Genomic DNA, 17,828 nt, shown 5'->3' with positions numbered 1-17,828 from the left:
GAATATTTTGGGCGACGGATATTGCTCTGAAAGCAGTAACTACTGGCCAGCATAGTAACCCTTCAACACACCTTCGAGACGGTCAACTACTTGGTCTATCTGCTCCAAGGTAACGATTGGCTGGCCACCAGGCCACGTCACCGGCTGACGCTATTATCAGGGCTCACGGTGTGATTTCTTGGAGAATTGCGATGCGCTGGCATCTGCTCGCTATCACCCTACCCATGACAGTACCGTGAACACTGCTGACAGTTCTGGCAGATACTTTCGGCAGTGTGGATTGCTTGAAGTCTTACAGGGCTAATCCAAGACGGAGGACGAGCACCGGGTGCCAAAGGGGGTTAGAACGAGCAACGAACTTTTGGAGCGGGAGGGCTACACAAACGACATGACAATATAATTCTGTCACCGCCCTGCCCCGGACGCTAGCCCGGCGCTATCCCATAAAATCTCCTACAAACCGTATATCTATGGAGGCCGTGTTTTAGATGGTGTCCCAGGGCAGGTTCGAACTGCCAGCCTTCCCCTTAGGAGGGGGATGCTCTATCCAATTGAGCTACTGAGACACAGGTGCCGACACACATAGAAGGTGCCAGCGAGGACGGCGTGCATGTTAACGGCACGGCCCGGTTTTGTCATGTCGTCCGTGGCTTTTTAACCTGTAGTACATTGCCATCCAAGGTTGTCCAATCCAGCCAGCGATGCAGTCGTCGTGCAATTTGCAAGACCCCAAATTGCCACCATTGCAAACTGCAACGTCACTCCTTTCATGGAAACAATTAACCTATTGATTTTTAACAATTTTCTATATAGTCAGCGCTTGGCACAAGGCATGCAACCTATTGGGCATACAGATAATTCCTAGAAAAGTTCCAGGCGAAGGTGCACGACATGAACAACATTGTTCTTTCATTTCTAAACGCCGTTGCACTGGTCGTTTTGGTGAGTTTTCAATTTCAAGGCAGTGGGAATGAAACTGAACAGGTTCAAGCCCAGTCTTCACATGTCATGCACCAATCGGCACAGGTTGCGGTGATGCATCAGCAGCGCGGCATCCAGGCGATGCTCGCAAAAGATAGCAATGAAGCCACGCCGACGTCGGTTGACCGTTCCGAACGCTGGGTGTTTTGAACCAATGGTTGAGCGCTTTGTATTTTCGCGATGTTCGCTTGGAGAATCGCCATGTCAAAATCTGCCCTGTCATTTCTAATCTTGACGGTGATGGCACTCGCATTCGACATTTCACTCCCTTACGACGAAAACGTAGCGAGTCTGGTGTTAACAATTGCCACGGGCACCTTTTTTATTCTGTTTATCGCAGCCCTGGTGGTGGGACGCAGGATCAAGTTTGATCCGCTGCTCCGGTAGCTCAACCCGGCCTCTCCGTTGGGCCGCATTTTACTGGCGTTGCTAGCAAATCCATAAAACAGCTCTACGCTCAATTGATGGCTACGTAGTATCAGCTTCAGAATACCCCTCTGAAACTGCCGTTTAGGTCAATGAAACCGGATTCTTTGCAAAACAGTCGACATTTTGGATAATTGGTACTGGCTAAGCGCCTTTATTGAGTTCAATATTTGTCACAGAATTGGCGCCAAGGAACCGGCAAATTTGAGGCATGATGCTGGCCTCTTAACAACTGAGGTTGAACATTTGCCCAAAAGGACTGTCACAGAATGACGTCTGGCGGCCAAATGCTAGAAACCGCTCCCTCTGAACTTATCCGGTTAATCTTATGAGCCCTATGAAACAGGCTATTTATTCCAGCCGAACGGCTGATAAATTTGTTGTTCGACTACCTGATGGCATGCGTGATCGCGTCTATCAAGTAGCAAAAAATCATCACCGCAGCATGAATTCCGAAATCATTGCTCGTCTCGAGCAGAGTTTAATTCAGGAAGGTGCTTTGGGCGATGAGCCTAGCTTACGCCTTGACAGCCCTGAGCTGTCCTTGCATGAGCGCGAATTACTTCAACGGTTTCGTCAACTTTCCCACCGTCAACAGAACGCACTTGTTTCGTTGATTGCTCATGACAATGAGCTGGCTGCAGACGACGAGTCCTGACAGCCCGCTCAGCCATTCAGGCCAGCATTTAGCTGGCTTTTTTTTGCCCGCTGAAAATTGCTTGTACGAGCGAACTTTTTCGCGAGGCGGTGTCCCGGGCAAACCGCGCTGGGTCCTTCGCCACCCAGTAAGCTCCTAGAGAGAAGGCAGCAAATTTATAAGCTGCCTTCCATATCTTCCAAGCTGAAGGTCTCGGTGTGGTCGTTGTACGAGAAAATCTCTGCGTATCGTCCCCAACTGATGACGCTGTCGAGCGTTTCTTTCGCGATGGACTCGTTGAGCGAGTCTTCCAGTTCCTGCTCAAAACGCACACGCGGCGCCCAATGCCCGTTTCGCTCCTGCAGTACCTGCCGTATACGGGCAGCCAGTGGCACATGCTTAACGAGGTGTTCGGCAAAAACCTTTTTGCGCTCCTGTGTGCCGTACTCAGCGAATAACTTCCCTGTTTCTGTCAGCGTGATGTCCGCGCCCTTGAGTTCGGCGAAGCCCAAGTACTCAAGCATTTCTGCCACCGGAAACAAATCATCGACCTCCAGCAGCAACCGCGCAGAGATTTGCGGCAATCCCGCGTGGCCGTGGTAAGGCTCAGCCGCCAGCGCCTCGATCAGGCCCGCCATCAGGTTAGTGGAAACATCCGGCAGCGGACTGCCCATCTGAAGTTCGGCTTTACCCGCAGTGGCATCCGCACTACGACGGTGGGTCATCAAGGCGTAAATATCGTCGACCATGTGCCGGAACGTTGGGTCCAGGCGATTACGCGGATGGCCAAACGGCACTTTGATTTGCGCCACGACCCTACCGGGATTCGATGACAGGACCAGAATGCGGTCGCACATCAACACGGCTTCTTCGATGTTGTGGGTCACGATCAGGATGGATTTGATCGGCAGTTGCTTGCCGCTCCACAGATCCAGCAAATCGGACCGCAGTGTTTCAGCAGTCAACACGTCCAGTGCCGAGAACGGTTCGTCCATCAGCAACAAGGTCGGATTCACCACCAGACCACGGGCAAAACCCACGCGCTGGCGCATCCCCCCCGACAATTCTCGCGGGTAGGCGTTTTCAAAACCGTCGAGACCAATCAAGTCAATCGCGGCCAGCGCGCGTTTACGCGACTCCTTGGGCTCTACCTGCAACGCCTGAAGACCGGCCTCGACGTTTTCCAATACGGTCAGCCACGGGAACAGCGCAAAGGTCTGAAAAACCATGGCCACGCCTTCCGCAGGGCCGTTCAACAGCTCACCGTTATAGCGGACCTCTCCAGATGACGGCTCGATCAGCCCGGCGATAACCCGCAGCAGCGTCGACTTTCCGGACCCGGAACGGCCCAACATGCCAACGATTTCGCCTTCGCGCAGGGTCAGGTCAACGTTGCTAAGTACCTGCAACTCATCTTTGCCTTTGCCAAAACTGCGACTGACTTCGCTCAGAGAGTAAATTTCGCGTGGTACGCCAGTGTGTTCGGTGAAAGTATTCATAAGATCGACTCCAATTAATTCAGACGGAGTTTGTTTTCAGCGATGGCGTACATCGGGCGCCACACCAAGCGATTGAAGGCCACGACAAACAGCGACATCACCACCACGCCCAGCGTGATTTTTGGGAAGTCACCGGCGGCAGTGGTTTCAGCGATGTAAGCGCCTAGACCGTGCGCCACTACTTTGTCCTGGCCCCACGAAACGTATTCAGAAACGATACTGGCGTTCCATGCGCCGCCCGAGGCCGTGATTGCCCCGGTCACGTAGTACGGAAAAATGCCCGGCAGCATGACTTTGCGCCACCACAGCCAGCCGCGAATGCGGAAGTTGGCGGCCGCTTCACGGAAGTCATTGGGGAACGCACTGGCACCGGCAATGACGTTGAACAGGATGTACCACTGCGTACCCAACACAATCAGCGGACTCAGCCAAATATCCGGGTTCAAGTTGTAGTGCAGGATAACGATCACAAACACCGGGAATAACAGGTTCGCCGGAAACGCCGCTAGAAACTGCGCCAACGGCTGAATCTTGCCCGCGAGCCGCGGCCGCAAACCAATCAGCACGCCCAGCGGCACCCAAATCAGCGAAGCGACCACAATCAGCAACACCACTCGCAGCAACGTAATCATAGCCAACCCGAACACGTGCCACACCTCGCCGAAGGTGACTTCGGTGCTGACGTAAATCGCTATGCGGTACAACACGTAGAGCGTAAGCGCCGCGATCACGACACCCCAGATAAAGTCGATCAACCGCGACCTTGCTTCACTGTAGTGGACCGGGGCTGATTTGGAGCGCGGCAGACTCAAGCGCATATGACCGATTCGGGTAATCGCGCGCGCAAACGGACGCAATACTCGTTGAATGAAGCGAGTCCGTTGAATCAAATTTAGCACCCAGGACTCAGGTGATCCGCCTTGAGACGCAGTGTCTTCCATGCGGAACTTATCCGCCCACGCCACCAGCGGCCGGAACAGAAACTGGTCGTAAATCAGAATTACCGCCACCATCGCTAAAATTACGTAGCCCACAGCGTGCATGTCTTGCTGTTGAATAGCAGTGGCCAGATAAGACCCTACGCCCGGCAAGGTGATGGTCTTGTCTCCGACAGTAATAGCTTCCGAGGCCACCACAAAAAACCAGCCGCCCGACATGCTCATCATCATGTTCCACACCAGTCCTGGCATCGCAAACGGCACGTCTAGCTTCCAGAATTTTTGCCAGCCGGACAGCTGGATATTCTGCGCCACCTCTTCCAGATCACGGGGCAACATCCGCAGCGACTGATAAAAGCTGAACGTCATGTTCCACGCCTGGCTGGTAAAAATCGCGAAAATGGCCGCGCATTCCGCGCCCAACACGCGCCCCGGAAACAGCAGCAGGAAAAACGTGACGGTGAACGAAATGTAGCCCAGCACAGGCACCGATTGCAGGATGTCCAAAACCGGCACCAGCAGCTTCTCAGCGCGTCGGCTTTTTGCTGCCAGCGTCCCGTAAATCAGGGTGAATATCAGTGATGCAACCATGGCTGCGAGCATGCGCAAGGTGGTGCGTATCGCGTACTCGGGCAGATTGGACGGGTCGAGGGAGATCACCTCGCTTTGCAACGTTGAAATCGGCGCCCACGTTTCACGTGCGCCGATCGAGAAGAACAGCAAAAACCCGATAACCAATGGCATGGCTACCAAATCCCAGCGGTTGGGCAGCAGCCGTCGCGCCGTTGCGGGGATGTAATGACGGAATACTTTATTCATGTTCGGTGATTCCAGTAGCGTTCCGGGCGTGATCACAGATCACAAACCAACGTCCTCCAGAGCACAAATTGCGCGTAACTGCCAGCAGGCAATCGACACCCAGCACACTGTATTGAGGCTGTAAAACGACGGAGATTGGCCACGCAAACGAACGCTAGCTGGCATTACAGAAGTGATCGCGCTATTCAGTGATCCAAATCGCTGAATAGATCCGCGCACCTACTGCATCCGGTCTGGCATCCCACTGTGTGACCCACCGAGAATGGTCAGGGTCCATGGGGATCTCCTTTGGTAAGGTTAAGATGATGTCAGGGTGCAAAACGAACAGCCTTCATGTGTTTTTCAATGAACATAAATGCAGTGCTTTTCGCGGCCGGATAATACCTATCAATATGTGACACAAACATGAATCAGGCTTAATTATTGCTCAATCATTCTGTCTGGCACCTGTCGCTACACCTTCCAGCGTAGCCACGCTGACGGGGGTAAAACATCCGAGGCTGGCTTAAAGCAAAAATATCGTCGCCAGCCCCAGGAAGATAAAAAATCCGCCACTGTCGGTCATCGCGGTGATCATTACGCTTGCACCCATGGCCGGATCCCGCCCCATACGCACGAGCGTCATCGGGATCAATACGCCCATCAGTGCCGCCAGCAACAGGTTGAGAGTCATGGCAGCGGTCATCACCACGCCAAGCGACCAACTTCCGTAAAGCAAGTAGGCAACCACACCGATTACCCCACCCCAGACCAACCCATTTATCAAGGAGACGATCAGCTCTTTGCGCATCAGGCGCGAGGTGTTGCCGGTACTGACCTGATCCAGCGCCATTGCACGCACGATCATGGTGATGGTCTGGTTGCCGGAGTTGCCACCAATGCCGGCGACGATGGGCATCAAGGCGGCCAGAGCCACCAACTTCTCGATCGAGCCTTCGAACAGGCCAATGACCCGTGAGGCGATGAAGGCGGTGATCAGATTGATTGCCAGCCACGCCCAACGGTTACGCAGAGACTTCCAGACCGACGCGAAGATGTCTTCTTCTTCACGCAGACCCGCCATGTTTAGGACTTCGCTTTCGCTCTCCTCACGAATCAAATCGACCATTTCGTCAATGGTCAAACGGCCGATCAGCTTGCCGTTCTTGTCGACCACGGGGGCAGAAATAAGGTCATAACGCTCGAAGGCCTGAGCGGCGTCGTAAGCGTCTTCGTCCGGGTGAAAACTGACGGTGTCATTGGCCATGACCGCCGCGACTCGCTTCTCAGGGTCGTTGACCAACAACCGCTTGAGTGGCAGCACGCCTTTGAGTATGCCGTCGTTGTCGACCACAAATAATTTATCGGTATGGCCTGGCAGATCTTTGAGCCGGCGCAGGTAACGCAAGACGACTTCCAGGCTGACGTCCTCGCGAATCGTCACCATCTCGAAGTCCATCAGGGCGCCAACTTGATCATCCTTGTAGGACAACGCAGAGCGCACACGCTCACGCTGCTGGACGTCCAGTGCCTCCATCAGTTCGTGAACGACGTCACGCGGTAATTCAGGGGCAAGGTCAGCGAGTTCGTCGGCGTCCATTTCCTTGGCCGCAGCCAGGAGTTCGTGATCGTCCATGTCGGCGATCAGCGTTTCACGAACGGAATCTGAAACTTCGAGAAGGATGTCTCCGTCACGCTCGGCTTTGACCAACTGCCAGACCGTCAGACGATCTTCGAGTGGCAAGGCTTCTAGGATGTGGGCAACGTCGGCAGAGTGCAGGTCATCAAGCTTGCGTTGCAACTCGACGACGTTCTGCCGGTGAACAAGGTTTTCAACACGGTCGTGGTGCTGACCTTCCTGACGATGAGTCAGGTCTTCGACCACTCGCTGCCGCTGCAGCAACTCAATGACTTGAGCGAGGCGGTCCTGCAAGCTGTCTTGCGATTTTTTTACTTCTGTTTCGGTCATAGGCGAACTCCACTCCCAGCAGCGGAGCACGCCGGGGAGATCAATCAGTCAATTCATGATTGGTAAAACGTGTTGCCGAGTTACTACTGGGTAAGTCCATGGAGGTATTCCACAAGCCCCGGCGGGGCTGACGGGCGCAATGATACACGCATGCCGCCTTCGCACCCTATAAAATCTTGGCAAGAACAAGCGCTTGCGACGCACAATTAATTCAACAGTGCTGTGACGTTACATCCTGCGAAGAAAACACGCGGGTTACACATTAGGCCAAGCGTTAAGCTTGGAGGCGAGCGTCACGGAGGACCTCAAATGCTTGCCACTGCCCGAACAACGCTAATCGCCGCCCTGCTCAGTTGCGCACCTTCAGCACCCGCCACCACCGTTCAGCGCTGCGAGGACCCCGAAGGTCGTGTCAGCTTCACCTATCACGGCTGCCCCGACGGCCATCGCATGCAGTCGCAAAATGCTTACAACCCCACACCCGGCAGCACGATGTCGCTTTTGCCCGAAGCCGAGCCCTTTAAAGACCGGCGGGTAACACGCACAGACCCACAGCGAACCGATAAAGAATTAGTCGTTGTAGGGCGACATGATGATGGCTGTGGAAATGTGTTGAGCAGCGAGCAACGACGTCGCGCGATTATTCAGCAGCAGATCCGCGTCGGCATGACGCTGCGCGACGTAGAAAGCTCTTTGGGCAAGCCGGATAAAGTGGTGAGTCGCAACGGAGAAACTCGCTATACGTACGAGCCAAAAAATGGACGCAGCAGCCAAGTTGTTTTCGATGAGGAAGGATGCGTAAAAGGCAAACGTTAGACAGCAAAAAGCCCGCATCAAGATGCAGGCTTTTTGGTGTTTGGTGCACTCGACAGGATTCGAACCTGTGACCGCTCGGTTCGTAGCCGAGTACTCTATCCAGCTGAGCTACGAGTGCATTTTGTGTTTGATAAACCAGACCACCGCTGGTTGAAGCAAGTTACTTACATCACTGCAAACAACCTTTGAAATGGTGCACTCGACAGGATTCGAACCTGTGACCGCTCGGTTCGTAGCCGAGTACTCTATCCAGCTGAGCTACGAGTGCATTTGTTGCCGCGCATTATAGGTCGTTAAATCATTTAGTCAAGAACTTTTGCTAGTAAAATCAGACACTTACCGCTCAAGCCAGATTACAACGCACTACATAAATAATGGCGGAGAAGGGGGGATTCGAACCCCCGACACCCTTTTGAGGTGTACTCCCTTAGCAGGGGAGCGCCTTCGGCCACTCGGCCACCTCTCCGCAACACGGGGCGTATAATAACCAGCTTTCCCCCGTTTGCAAAGCCTAAATTTCAATAAAAATTAATGACTTGGTTCTTCGTCCTTCTCTTTCTTAATACGCAGGTAAATTTCCTCACGGTGAACCGCAACCTCTTTCGGGGCATTGACGCCGATTCGTACTTGATTACCTTTAACGCCGAGCACAGTCACAGTGATTTCGCCATCACCAATGATCAGGCTTTCTGCGCACCGACGAGTCAGAATCAGCATACCTTTCTCCTCATGCATTGCTTTCAGGGACAACAGTCTGCAAAAACTACAGGCGCGTTTCACCGCGCCTTATGGCAACGCGTCACTCGCCTTGGCGGGCCGGTGCGTCCAATTCAAAAGCAGTGTGCAGCGAACGTACAGCCAGCTCCAGATACTTCTCTTCGATGACCACTGAAACCTTGATTTCAGACGTGGAGATCATCTGAATGTTGATGCTCTCCTTGGCCAACGATTCGAACATACGGCTGGCAACTCCTGCATGGGAGCGCATACCCACACCCACGATAGACACCTTGGCAATCTTGGTGTCGCCAACGACTTCCCGCGCGCTGATTTCACGCGCGGTATTTTCCAGCACCAACAAGGCGGCCTGATAGTCATTGCGGTGTACGGTAAAGGTGAAATCGGTGGTGTTATCGTACGCAACGTTCTGCACGATCATGTCCACTTCGATGTTCGCGGCGCTGATCGGGCCGAGAATCTTGAAAGCCACACCAGGGTTATCTGGCACGCCACGGATGGTCAGCTTGGCTTCGTCGCGATTGAAGGCGATGCCGGAAATGATCGGCTGTTCCATGGATTCCTCTTCATCAATGGTAATGAGGGTGCCCGGACCCTCCTGGAAACTGTGCAATACGCGCAGCGGAACGTTGTATTTACCGGCGAACTCGACCGCGCGGATCTGAAGCACTTTTGAACCGAGGCTGGCCATTTCCAGCATCTCTTCAAAGGTGATCTTGTCCAGCCGTTGAGCGCTCGACACCACACGCGGGTCGGTGGTGTAGACGCCATCGACGTCGGTATAAATCTGGCACTCATCCGCTTTCAGTGCAGCCGCAAGGGCTACGCCTGTCGTGTCTGAACCACCACGACCCAGGGTCGTGATATTGCCGTGCTCGTCGACGCCCTGGAAGCCAGCGACGACCACTACTTTGCCTGCTTTCAAATCAGCACGAATCTTCTGATCATCAATCTGCAGAATACGCGCCTTGTTGTGCGCGCTGTCGGTCAGGATGCGCACCTGGTTGCCGGTGTAGGACACCGCAGGCACACCGCGCTTGATCAGCGCCATGGCAAGCAAGGCGATGGTCACCTGCTCACCGGTGGAAACGATCACGTCCAGCTCACGCGGAACCGGTTGATCGCTGATTTGTTTCGCCAGGCCGATCAGACGGTTGGTTTCGCCGCTCATGGCCGACAACACAACCACCAGCTCAGTACCTGCATCGTGGAACTTCTTAACCTTGTCGGCCACTTGCTCAATTCGCTCGACAGAGCCAACCGAAGTGCCCCCAAATTTCTGTACGATCAAAGCCATCTTAAAGCCGCCTCAGCCCATGAAGGGCGCCCAATAAACATTCATACCCCAAGCGCCAAAGCCTGCCGCATGCGGCAGGCCTGGAGGACGACTAGATACCCTGCTCGACAAAAGGCACGGCCAACGCCAGCGCTGCATCCAGCGCCCCGGCGTCCACGCCGCCACCTTGAGCCATGTCAGGACGACCACCGCCTTTACCTCCAACGGCGGCAGCCGCTTGCTTCATCAAATCACCGGCCTTGAGTTGGCCAGTCAGGTCCTTGGTTACGCCTGCAACCAGTACGACCCTATCTTCATGGACACTGCCGAGCAGGATCACTGCGCGGCCGAGTTTGTTCTTCAACTGATCAACCAAGGCCAACAGGGCTTTACCATCCTGACCGTCAAGGCGCACGGCGAGGACTTTGACCCCTTTGACGTCCAGCGCGGCCGATGACAGATCGTCACCCGCTGCGCTCGCCGCCTTGGCTTGTAATTGGTCCAGCTGTTTTTCCAAAAGACGGTTGCGTTCAATCACTGCGAGAAGCTTGTCCAGCAGGTTGTCGCGACTGCCTTTGACCAGAATTGCGGCTTCCTTGAGTTGATCTTCGGCAGCATTGAGGTACGCCAGTGCCGCAGCCCCTGTCACCGCTTCGATGCGTCGAACCCCCGCAGCCACACCACTTTCATTGGTGATTTTCAGCAGCGCGATGTCACCGGTGCGATTAGCGTGAATACCGCCACACAGCTCAACGGAGAAATCACCGCCCATGCTCAGCACACGGACGTTATCGCCGTACTTCTCGCCGAACAGCGCCATGGCGCCCTTCTTCTTGGCGGTCTCGATATCGGTTTCCACGGTTTCTACCGGAGAATTCTTACGCACTTCGCGGTTGACGATTTCTTCCAGCGCTTTCAACTGCTCTGGCTTGATCGCTTCGAAGTGGCTGAAGTCGAAACGCAAGCGCTGACTGTCGACCAACGAACCTTTCTGCGTCACATGCTCGCCCAACACTTGGCGCAATGCCGCGTGCAGCAAGTGTGTCGCCGAGTGGTTCAAGGAGGTGGCATGACGAACGTCGGCATCAACTTCGGTGGTCAGCTCGGCGCCTGCGTTAAGACTGCCTGAAGCGAGCACACCGTGGTGAAGGAACGCGCCACCGGTTTTAGTGGTATCGCGCACATCAAAGCGCACACCGGCCGCTTCGAGGTAACCGCAATCGCCGATCTGCCCGCCGGACTCAGCGTAGAACGGGGTTTGGTCGAGGATCACAACGCCCTCTTCGCCCTCGCTCAACTGATCAACCGCTTGGCCGTCTTTATAGAGAGCAACCACTTTGGCCGTGCCTCGGGTCGCGCCGTAACCGAGAAACTCGGTCGGTACGTCAACTTTGACCAGGCTGTTGTAATCCATGCCGAACGCACTGGCTGAACGAGCGCGCACGCGCTGAGCGTCCATTTCACGCTCAAAGCCTACTTCGTCGAGGGTCAGGTTACGTTCCCGAGCGATGTCGCCGGTCAGGTCCATCGGGAAACCGTAGGTGTCATACAACTTGAACACGACGTCGCCGGGCACCACCGTGCCTTTCAATTCAGCCAGGTCCAGCTCCAGAATCTTCAGGCCCTGTTCCAGGGTTTTGGCGAACTGCTCTTCTTCAGCTTTGAGTACGCGCTCAATGTGCGACTGGTTCTGGGTCAGTTCAGGGAACGCGCTGCCCATTTCCGCGACTAGCGCCGCGACGATCTGATAGAAGAAGCTGCCGGTGGCGCCAAGTTTGTTGCCATGACGGCAGGCGCGACGAATAATCCGACGCAACACGTAACCGCGCCCTTCGTTGGACGGCAGCACGCCGTCAGCGATCAGGAAGCCGCATGAACGAATGTGGTCCGCCACGACTTTAAGCGATGGCTGCGCGTCGTTCGTGCAACCGACGGCTTTGGCCGATGCCGCCAACAGGCTTTGGAACAGGTCGATTTCGTAGTTGGAATGCACGTGTTGCAGTACGGCGCTGATGCGTTCCAGGCCCATACCGGTGTCCACCGACGGCGCTGGCAACGGGTGCAGCACGCCATCCGCAGTGCGGTTGAACTGCATGAACACGTTGTTCCATATTTCGATGTAACGGTCGCCGTCTTCTTCCGGTGAACCCGGAGGGCCGCCCCAGATGTCAGCGCCGTGGTCGTAGAAAATCTCGGTGCAGGGGCCGCACGGGCCGGTATCGCCCATGGTCCAGAAGTTATCGGATGCGTAAGGCGCGCCTTTGTTGTCGCCGATACGGACCATACGCTCGGCCGGCACACCAATCTCCTGGGTCCAGATGTCGTAGGCTTCGTCATCGCTGGCGTAGACCGTAACCCACAGTTTGTCTTTGGGCAGGCCCAACACTGATGTCAGAAAGGTCCAGGCGAAGGTGATCGCGTCGCGCTTGAAATAATCACCGAAGCTGAAGTTACCCAGCATCTCGAAAAAAGTGTGGTGACGCGCGGTATAACCGACGTTCTCCAGGTCGTTGTGCTTGCCACCGGCGCGTACGCATTTTTGACTGCTGACGGCGCGGGTGTAGGCGCGCTTTTCCTGGCCCAGGAAGCAGTCCTTGAACTGGTTCATGCCTGCGTTGGTGAACAGCAGGGTGGGATCGTTGCCCGGAATCAACGAGCTGGAAGCTACACGGGTGTGACCTTTCTCTTCGAAGAAGCGAAGGAAGGCTTCACGAATTTCTGCGCTTTTCATAGGTTCTTCCACGGAGACTGCTGCCAAAGGCAAGTGCAAAACGTCCAAAAGAGGGTGCGACTTGCAAAGGGCCGCATTATATAGGCGTTGGCCGCTCGGCACAGCGTGTTTGTACATTGTCAGCCCGCAATTGGACTGTCGGCGTGTTTAGCGGCGGGCGAAGTCCGCAAAAGCTGCGATCACCTGCTTAATCTGGGCCGACGAAACGTCGAGGTGCGTCACCATCCGCAAACGAGGTGCCGCGCTGAGTTTGATCCCCCGCTCGGCGCAGAAGGATTTAAGCCCGTCAGCTCGCGCACCCAGCTGCACGTACACCATGTTGGTCTGCACCGGCTCAACGGAATAACCAAAGCCCCGCAAGCCTTCGGCCAAGGCGCTGGCGTTGGCATGATCGTCAGCCAAGCGCTCGACCTGATGCTCAAGGGCATACAGCCCGGCCGCTGCGAGTCCGCCGGCCTGGCGCATACCGCCGCCGACCATCTTGCGCAAACGTCGAGCTTTGCCAATCAATTGAGCAGTGCCCAGCAGCACTGAGCCGATCGGCGCACCTAAGCCTTTGGACAGGCACACAGAGACCGAATCGAAATGACGGGTAATCTCTCTGGCATCGACACCCAGTTTGACTGCGGCGTTATACAACCGCGCGCCGTCCAAGTGCAGTGCCAGTCCGTGTTCGTCGCAGAACTCACGCGCAGTCGCCAGGTACGAGAGCGGCAGCACCTTGCCCTGCACGGTGTTTTCCAACGCCAATAACCGGGTGCGGGCAAAGTGGAAGTCATCGGGCTTGATCGCGGCCAGCACCTGTTTCAAGTCCAACGAACCATCGTCTTGGAAGTCCAGTGGCTGCGGCTGAATCGAACCGAGCACCGCTGCGCCGCCGCCTTCGTATTTATAGGTGTGCGCCTGTTGGCCGACGATGTATTCCTCGCCGCGTCCGCAATGAGCCATCAACCCAAGCAGGTTGCTCATGGTGCCGCTGGGTACGAACAGGCCGGCGGCAAAACCCAAACGCTCAGCCAGGGAGGCTTCAAGCCGGTTAACCGTCGGGTCTTCGCCGTACACGTCATCGCCCAACGCCGCGCTGGACATAGCCTCAAGCATCCCGGCAGTCGGCTGGGTCACGGTGTCGCTGCGCAGATCAATAGCCGTCACGGTGAAGCTCCTGAAAGAGTTAAGACGTCGATATTAAGTCGAAGGACGAATTGGGGATAGGTCATTACTGAGGTCACCGGGTTGCTTATTCAAGGTCTGCACTCAATGAACCTATGGGTTCGATATAAGGGAATGTCCGGGTGCATAGACGAAAGTGACCAAGCACGGCCAGAGAATCTGTGATAAAAACTCACCGCCGACAGAAAATGCTGTTGGCAACGTTCTCAGGGCGGGGTGCGATTCCCCACCGGCGGTAATGGCGCGCAATGCGCTTAGCCCGCGAGCGCTTGTGGTGCGTAAAGCTTCGGTTTTCGCACTGACAAGGTCAGCAGACCCGGTTTGATTCCGGGGCCGACGGTCATAGTCCGGATGAAGAGAGAACGGGATTGGTACCACTGGGTCGTATCGTGCGCACCGTCGTGAACAGCTTTTTTGTTGCGGCCGTGATCTCGACGTACCTTGGCATCCCATTCGATCCAAACGCCCTGTTTTTTTCATTAAACAGGAGTCAGAACTGATGCAACCCACCGCAATCGATAGCAAAAACAAAAGCCACCCCAACGAACGCATTGCCTTCATCCAGGCCTGCTGGCACAAGGATATTGTCGATCAAAGCCGTAAAGGTTTTATCGCCGAGATCGCCAACCACGGCTACGCCGAGACCGATATCGACTTCTTCGAAGTCGGCGGTGCGTTTGAAATTCCTCTGCACGCCAAGTTGCTGGCCAAGAGCGGTCGCTATGCCGGCATCGTCGCCGCTGGTTTAGTGGTCGATGGCGGTCTGTATCGCCATGAGTTCGTCGCTCAATCGGTGGTCAGCGCGCTGATGCAAGTGCAGATGGAAACAGAGGTCCCGGTTTTTTCCGTGGTGCTCACCCCTCATAACTTCCACGCAGGCGACGAACACCAGCAGTTCTTCTTCAACCACTTCGTGCAAAAAGGCGCAGAAGCGGCCGAGACCTGTGCAGACACCCTGCACAAAATCCGCAGCCTGCGCCGTAACGAACTGCCGCAGCGCGTCGCGGTTTAAAGGTAACCACTTCTGTAGGAGCCGACGTGTTGGCGAGAGGTCTGATGAGGTGTATCAGATCTAATGCCTCGCCAACACGTTGGCTCCTACCGATTGAGCGGCATCAAACCAAGGCTTCACCTTTGCTTGGCACGATCAAAATCCCCGCCCGCAACCCATTCTTGACCTTGGGATTGGGGAAGATGATCCGGGCGCCCTGCTCTTCAACGACCCAGAGGCTGCTCGCCAAATCGTTAGCCAACACAAAGCCCTGCTTCAACTCCGAAAAATTCTCGACGTCCGCAGGCAAATTAAGCTGAAACGCATCGCTGTGCTTGATGATTTCCCGGGCAACGCTGAATAACTGCAGACCCCTGAGCGACGAATCTGCACCTTCAGGCTCTATGCCTTCGATCAACTCTGTCAGGTAGATTTCCAACAGCAGCAGGTTGACCTGCTGGTTCTGCCCGAACGGCCGCGCTTTGCCCAGCTCCAGCGTGAAAGACTCAGCGCCCAGTTTGTCGTAGGTATAGGAACTGAACACGATGGAGGGCTTGTTCTGCAGCACGACAGCTTTTATTCCGGCGGCGTGCAAACGCGCAAGTTCCCGGCGTGAATGCCGACGGCCTTCTTTCCAGGGATACAGCGCGAATTGCTCGATCTTCGAACCACGAATGGCCGTGTGCAGGTCGTAATGCACGCGGTGGCGACCCGGCAGACTGAAAAAGCTGTCTGCCAGACGCTCCAGTTCACAGGCGCGAAGTGCCTCAAAACCCGTTGCTTGCTCATGCCGACCGTTGAACAGCCGATTCAGGTCCTGCTCGATATACCGCTCGCCCCGACGCATGGCCTCAGGGTTACCCAACAGAAACAGAATGCGTGCCCGCGGCACTAAATCGCCACACGCAATGTCGCGCAGCAATTGATCAAGCAGTTCAATGGGCGCCGTTTCATTACCGTGGATACCGGCAGACAGCAGCAAGTCCATCCCGTTGTCCTGCCCTTCGGCTGGGCTCACTTCAAGGGCCCCTTCGCTCAGCCAATGCAAGCGCACGCCATCAACCGTCAGTTGAGTCTTTTGCGCCGGTTCGCGACCGGCCAGGGTCAGTTCAAGCAGCTTGCCGAGAGCGAGCATAAGTCATGCACCTAATTGAGCGACGTCAGGAAGATCGATTCAGTCGTGATCGCAGTCAGGGCCATGAACGTGCTCTTGGCCGTCGCCGACGTCGGCCGGTTCCATTTCCAGTTGCAGGCTCACCAGGTTGGTCGCCAGCGGACGCAGCAACAGGTTGGCGTATTCGGCATCGCCTTCTTCAACGTCAACGCCAATCAATAACTGGCCACGGCCGTCGTGCTGAATCCACAATTCCTTGCCCTGCCACAGAACGGCCACGCGGGTGCAGGTGGTTTCCAGCTGGGTGCCATCGGTGTCTTCAAGGATTAACTGCAGGATGTCGCTCATGATTCAGTGCTCTGTAAAAGGATTGAAAGTCAATTAAGTTGAAAAGGATAGACCGAGCCCAGCTTAAGGAGCTGGGTCAGTTCATCCAGTGCCGCACGGCATTCGACCAGCAAGGTCGGATCAGCCAGGTCGTTTTCGCTCACACGGTCGCGGTAATGCTTTTCGACCCAGTGCGTCAACGTGCCGTACAGCGGCGCGGTCATGATAACGCCTTGGTTTACCGCTGCCAGTTCGGTTTCGTTCAGCGCGACGCGCAAACGCAAGCACGCCGGGCCACCGCCGTTCTGCATGCTTTGCTTGAGGTCGAAGACCTTTACTTCTGCCACAGGGCCGTCGTCGGCCAGCAGGCGCTGCAAATACTGCCACACCCGCTCGTTGCCACGGCACTCTTCGGGAACGATGAGCAACATCGATCCATCAGCACGCGAGAGCAACTGACTGTTAAACAGGTAAGAGCGCACGGCGTCTTCTACTGCAACTTCGGCGCGTGGCACACAGATCGCCCGAAAACGCCCGCCGCGACGGCTCAGTTTGTCGTGCAATTGAGCCAGCATATGGTCGGTATTGAGAAACGCATCCTCGTGATAGAACAGCACTTCACCGTTCCCCACCGCGATCACATCGTTATGGAACACACCCTGATCGATCATCGCCGGGTTTTGCTGGGCAAAGACCACACCCTCCTCGCTCAAACCGTGCAAACGCGCCACCGCCTGTGAAGCTTCGAGGGTTTGTCGCGCAGGGTATTTCTGCGGGGATGGGTAACGGGTGTCGAACGCACTGCGCCCGAACACGAAAAGCTCGACGCCGGGCTGGCCATAATCGTGGCAAAAGCGCGTGTGGTTAGCCGCGCCCTCATCGCCGAACTGCGCCACGGCGGGTAACGCCGCGTGGTGGGCGAAGTGCTGCTGATTGGCGAACATCGCCCCCAGTACGCGACTGGTGGTCGGGTGTTCAATGCTGCGATGGTATTTACAGTTCAGGTTGGCGGCGGTGAAATGCACCCGACCATCAGCGGTATCAGCACTTGGGCTGACTGTGGCGGCGTTGGCCACCCACATGCTGGATGCCGAGCAACTGGCAACCAGCAAGGGCATCGCGTCTTTGGCCGCTTTTTCGATCACCTGCGCGTCGTTGCCGGTGAACCCAAGGGCACGCAATCCGGCCAGATCCGGACGCTCTTGAGGTGCCAGGACGCCTTGGACATACCCCATTTCCATCAACGCTTTCATCTTGGCCAAGCCCTGCAGCGCGGCTTCCTTGGGGTTGGAAGACTGCTGGCAGTTGCTCTGTGACGCAACGTTGCCGTAAGACAAGCCGCCGTAGTTATGGGTCGGGCCCACTAAACCGTCAAAATTGACTTCATAGGATTTCATAGGGTTTCATCGGCAAGGCT

At 55.7% G+C, this 17,828-nt stretch carries 15 protein-coding genes, 4 tRNA genes and 1 riboswitch; of the genes, 5 read left to right on the top strand and 14 right to left on the bottom strand.

From position 1 onward, the window contains the following. Window positions 1-489: 489 nt before the first annotated feature. A tRNA-Arg gene (locus RHM59_RS00600) sits at window positions 490-566 on the bottom strand. A gap of 325 nt (window positions 567-891) precedes the next feature. Here RHM59_RS00600 and RHM59_RS00595 point away from each other — a divergent pair. The 3 genes from RHM59_RS00595 (at window position 892) to RHM59_RS00585 (ending at window position 2,065) form a co-directional block, all read left to right on the top strand. Further along, the gene (locus tag RHM59_RS00595; RefSeq protein ID WP_322285731.1) at window positions 892-1,131 is read left to right on the top strand and encodes a hypothetical protein; all 240 of its coding nucleotides are present in this window, start codon (window positions 892-894) and stop codon (window positions 1,129-1,131) included. A 51-nt stretch (window positions 1,132-1,182) separates the two neighbouring features. Beyond that, a complete protein-coding gene (locus RHM59_RS00590) occupies window positions 1,183-1,368 on the top strand; it encodes a PA3371 family protein (RefSeq protein WP_322285730.1) in 186 nt (61 codons plus the stop codon). Between the two features lie 367 nt (window positions 1,369-1,735). Continuing rightward, window positions 1,736-2,065 (top strand): Arc family DNA-binding protein, encoded by a 330-nt coding sequence (locus RHM59_RS00585; RefSeq protein WP_322168352.1) that lies wholly within the window; start codon window positions 1,736-1,738, stop codon window positions 2,063-2,065. Window positions 2,066-2,220: 155 nt separating this feature from the next. Here the strand turns inward: RHM59_RS00585 and RHM59_RS00580 are convergent, their stop codons facing one another. The 3 genes from RHM59_RS00580 to mgtE form a co-directional block, all read right to left on the bottom strand. Further along, window positions 2,221-3,543 carry a nitrate/sulfonate/bicarbonate ABC transporter ATP-binding protein gene (locus RHM59_RS00580; RefSeq protein WP_322168350.1) on the bottom strand — a complete coding sequence of 441 codons (1,323 nt, stop codon included), beginning with the start codon at window positions 3,541-3,543 and terminating at the stop codon, window positions 2,221-2,223. Window positions 3,544-3,557: 14 nt separating this feature from the next. After that, the gene (locus RHM59_RS00575; protein ID WP_322168349.1) at window positions 3,558-5,300 is read right to left on the bottom strand and encodes an ABC transporter permease subunit; all 1,743 of its coding nucleotides are present in this window, start codon (window positions 5,298-5,300) and stop codon (window positions 3,558-3,560) included. Between the two features lie 505 nt (window positions 5,301-5,805). Continuing rightward, the gene (gene mgtE, locus RHM59_RS00570) at window positions 5,806-7,248 is read right to left on the bottom strand and encodes a magnesium transporter (RefSeq protein ID WP_322168348.1); all 1,443 of its coding nucleotides are present in this window, start codon (window positions 7,246-7,248) and stop codon (window positions 5,806-5,808) included. Between the two features lie 309 nt (window positions 7,249-7,557). Between mgtE and RHM59_RS00565 the strand changes: the two genes are divergently transcribed. Beyond that, window positions 7,558-8,064: a cell envelope protein SmpA gene (locus RHM59_RS00565; RefSeq protein WP_322285729.1), complete on the top strand. Its 507-nt coding sequence runs from the start codon at window positions 7,558-7,560 to the stop codon at window positions 8,062-8,064. Window positions 8,065-8,105: 41 nt separating this feature from the next. Here RHM59_RS00565 and RHM59_RS00560 read toward each other — a convergent pair. From RHM59_RS00560 to ltaE, 7 genes are all read right to left on the bottom strand, one after another. Then, window positions 8,106-8,182, bottom strand: a tRNA-Arg gene (locus RHM59_RS00560). A gap of 73 nt (window positions 8,183-8,255) precedes the next feature. Continuing rightward, a tRNA-Arg gene (locus RHM59_RS00555) sits at window positions 8,256-8,332 on the bottom strand. A gap of 107 nt (window positions 8,333-8,439) precedes the next feature. Next, window positions 8,440-8,530: transfer RNA gene (locus RHM59_RS00550), tRNA-Ser, on the bottom strand. A gap of 62 nt (window positions 8,531-8,592) precedes the next feature. Next, the gene (csrA, locus tag RHM59_RS00545; protein WP_002554426.1) at window positions 8,593-8,781 is read right to left on the bottom strand and encodes a carbon storage regulator CsrA; all 189 of its coding nucleotides are present in this window, start codon (window positions 8,779-8,781) and stop codon (window positions 8,593-8,595) included. 82 nt (window positions 8,782-8,863) lie between these two features. Next, entirely contained in the window at window positions 8,864-10,099 is a 1,236-nt protein-coding gene (locus RHM59_RS00540; RefSeq protein ID WP_322184099.1) for an aspartate kinase, read from the bottom strand. 91 nt (window positions 10,100-10,190) lie between these two features. Next, window positions 10,191-12,809, bottom strand: a complete 2,619-nt coding sequence (gene alaS / locus RHM59_RS00535) for an alanine--tRNA ligase (protein WP_322285728.1) — start codon at window positions 12,807-12,809, stop codon at window positions 10,191-10,193. Window positions 12,810-12,956: 147 nt separating this feature from the next. After that, entirely contained in the window at window positions 12,957-13,961 is a 1,005-nt protein-coding gene (gene ltaE, locus RHM59_RS00530) for a low-specificity L-threonine aldolase (protein WP_322285727.1), read from the bottom strand. Between the two features lie 216 nt (window positions 13,962-14,177). Then, window positions 14,178-14,347: riboswitch (FMN riboswitch) on the top strand. Between the two features lie 131 nt (window positions 14,348-14,478). On the opposite strand from ltaE, the gene RHM59_RS00525 reads away from it, so the two are divergent. Then, window positions 14,479-14,991 carry a 6,7-dimethyl-8-ribityllumazine synthase gene (locus RHM59_RS00525; RefSeq protein WP_322168338.1) on the top strand — a complete coding sequence of 171 codons (513 nt, stop codon included), beginning with the start codon at window positions 14,479-14,481 and terminating at the stop codon, window positions 14,989-14,991. Window positions 14,992-15,094: 103 nt separating this feature from the next. On the opposite strand, the gene astE is transcribed toward RHM59_RS00525, so the two are convergent. Genes astE through astB form a run of 3 tightly spaced genes read right to left on the bottom strand, consistent with a single transcriptional unit; the run spans window position 15,095 to window position 17,808 of the window. Further along, on the bottom strand, window positions 15,095-16,105 hold the full coding sequence (gene astE / locus RHM59_RS00520) for a succinylglutamate desuccinylase (protein ID WP_322285726.1): 1,011 nt from the start codon (window positions 16,103-16,105) through the stop codon (window positions 15,095-15,097). 39 nt (window positions 16,106-16,144) lie between these two features. Then, window positions 16,145-16,432 carry a topoisomerase II gene (locus RHM59_RS00515; RefSeq protein ID WP_322285725.1) on the bottom strand — a complete coding sequence of 96 codons (288 nt, stop codon included), beginning with the start codon at window positions 16,430-16,432 and terminating at the stop codon, window positions 16,145-16,147. Window positions 16,433-16,461: 29 nt separating this feature from the next. Further along, window positions 16,462-17,808 carry an N-succinylarginine dihydrolase gene (gene astB, locus RHM59_RS00510; RefSeq protein ID WP_322285724.1) on the bottom strand — a complete coding sequence of 449 codons (1,347 nt, stop codon included), beginning with the start codon at window positions 17,806-17,808 and terminating at the stop codon, window positions 16,462-16,464. Window positions 17,809-17,828 lie beyond the last annotated feature (20 nt).

The sequence above is a fragment of the Pseudomonas sp. MH10 genome (genome assembly GCF_034353045.1).
Classification (GTDB): Bacteria; Pseudomonadota; Gammaproteobacteria; order Pseudomonadales; family Pseudomonadaceae; genus Aquipseudomonas.
The sequence above is the reverse complement of the archived record's forward strand: the minus strand, read 5'-3'. Positions and strand labels throughout refer to the sequence as shown.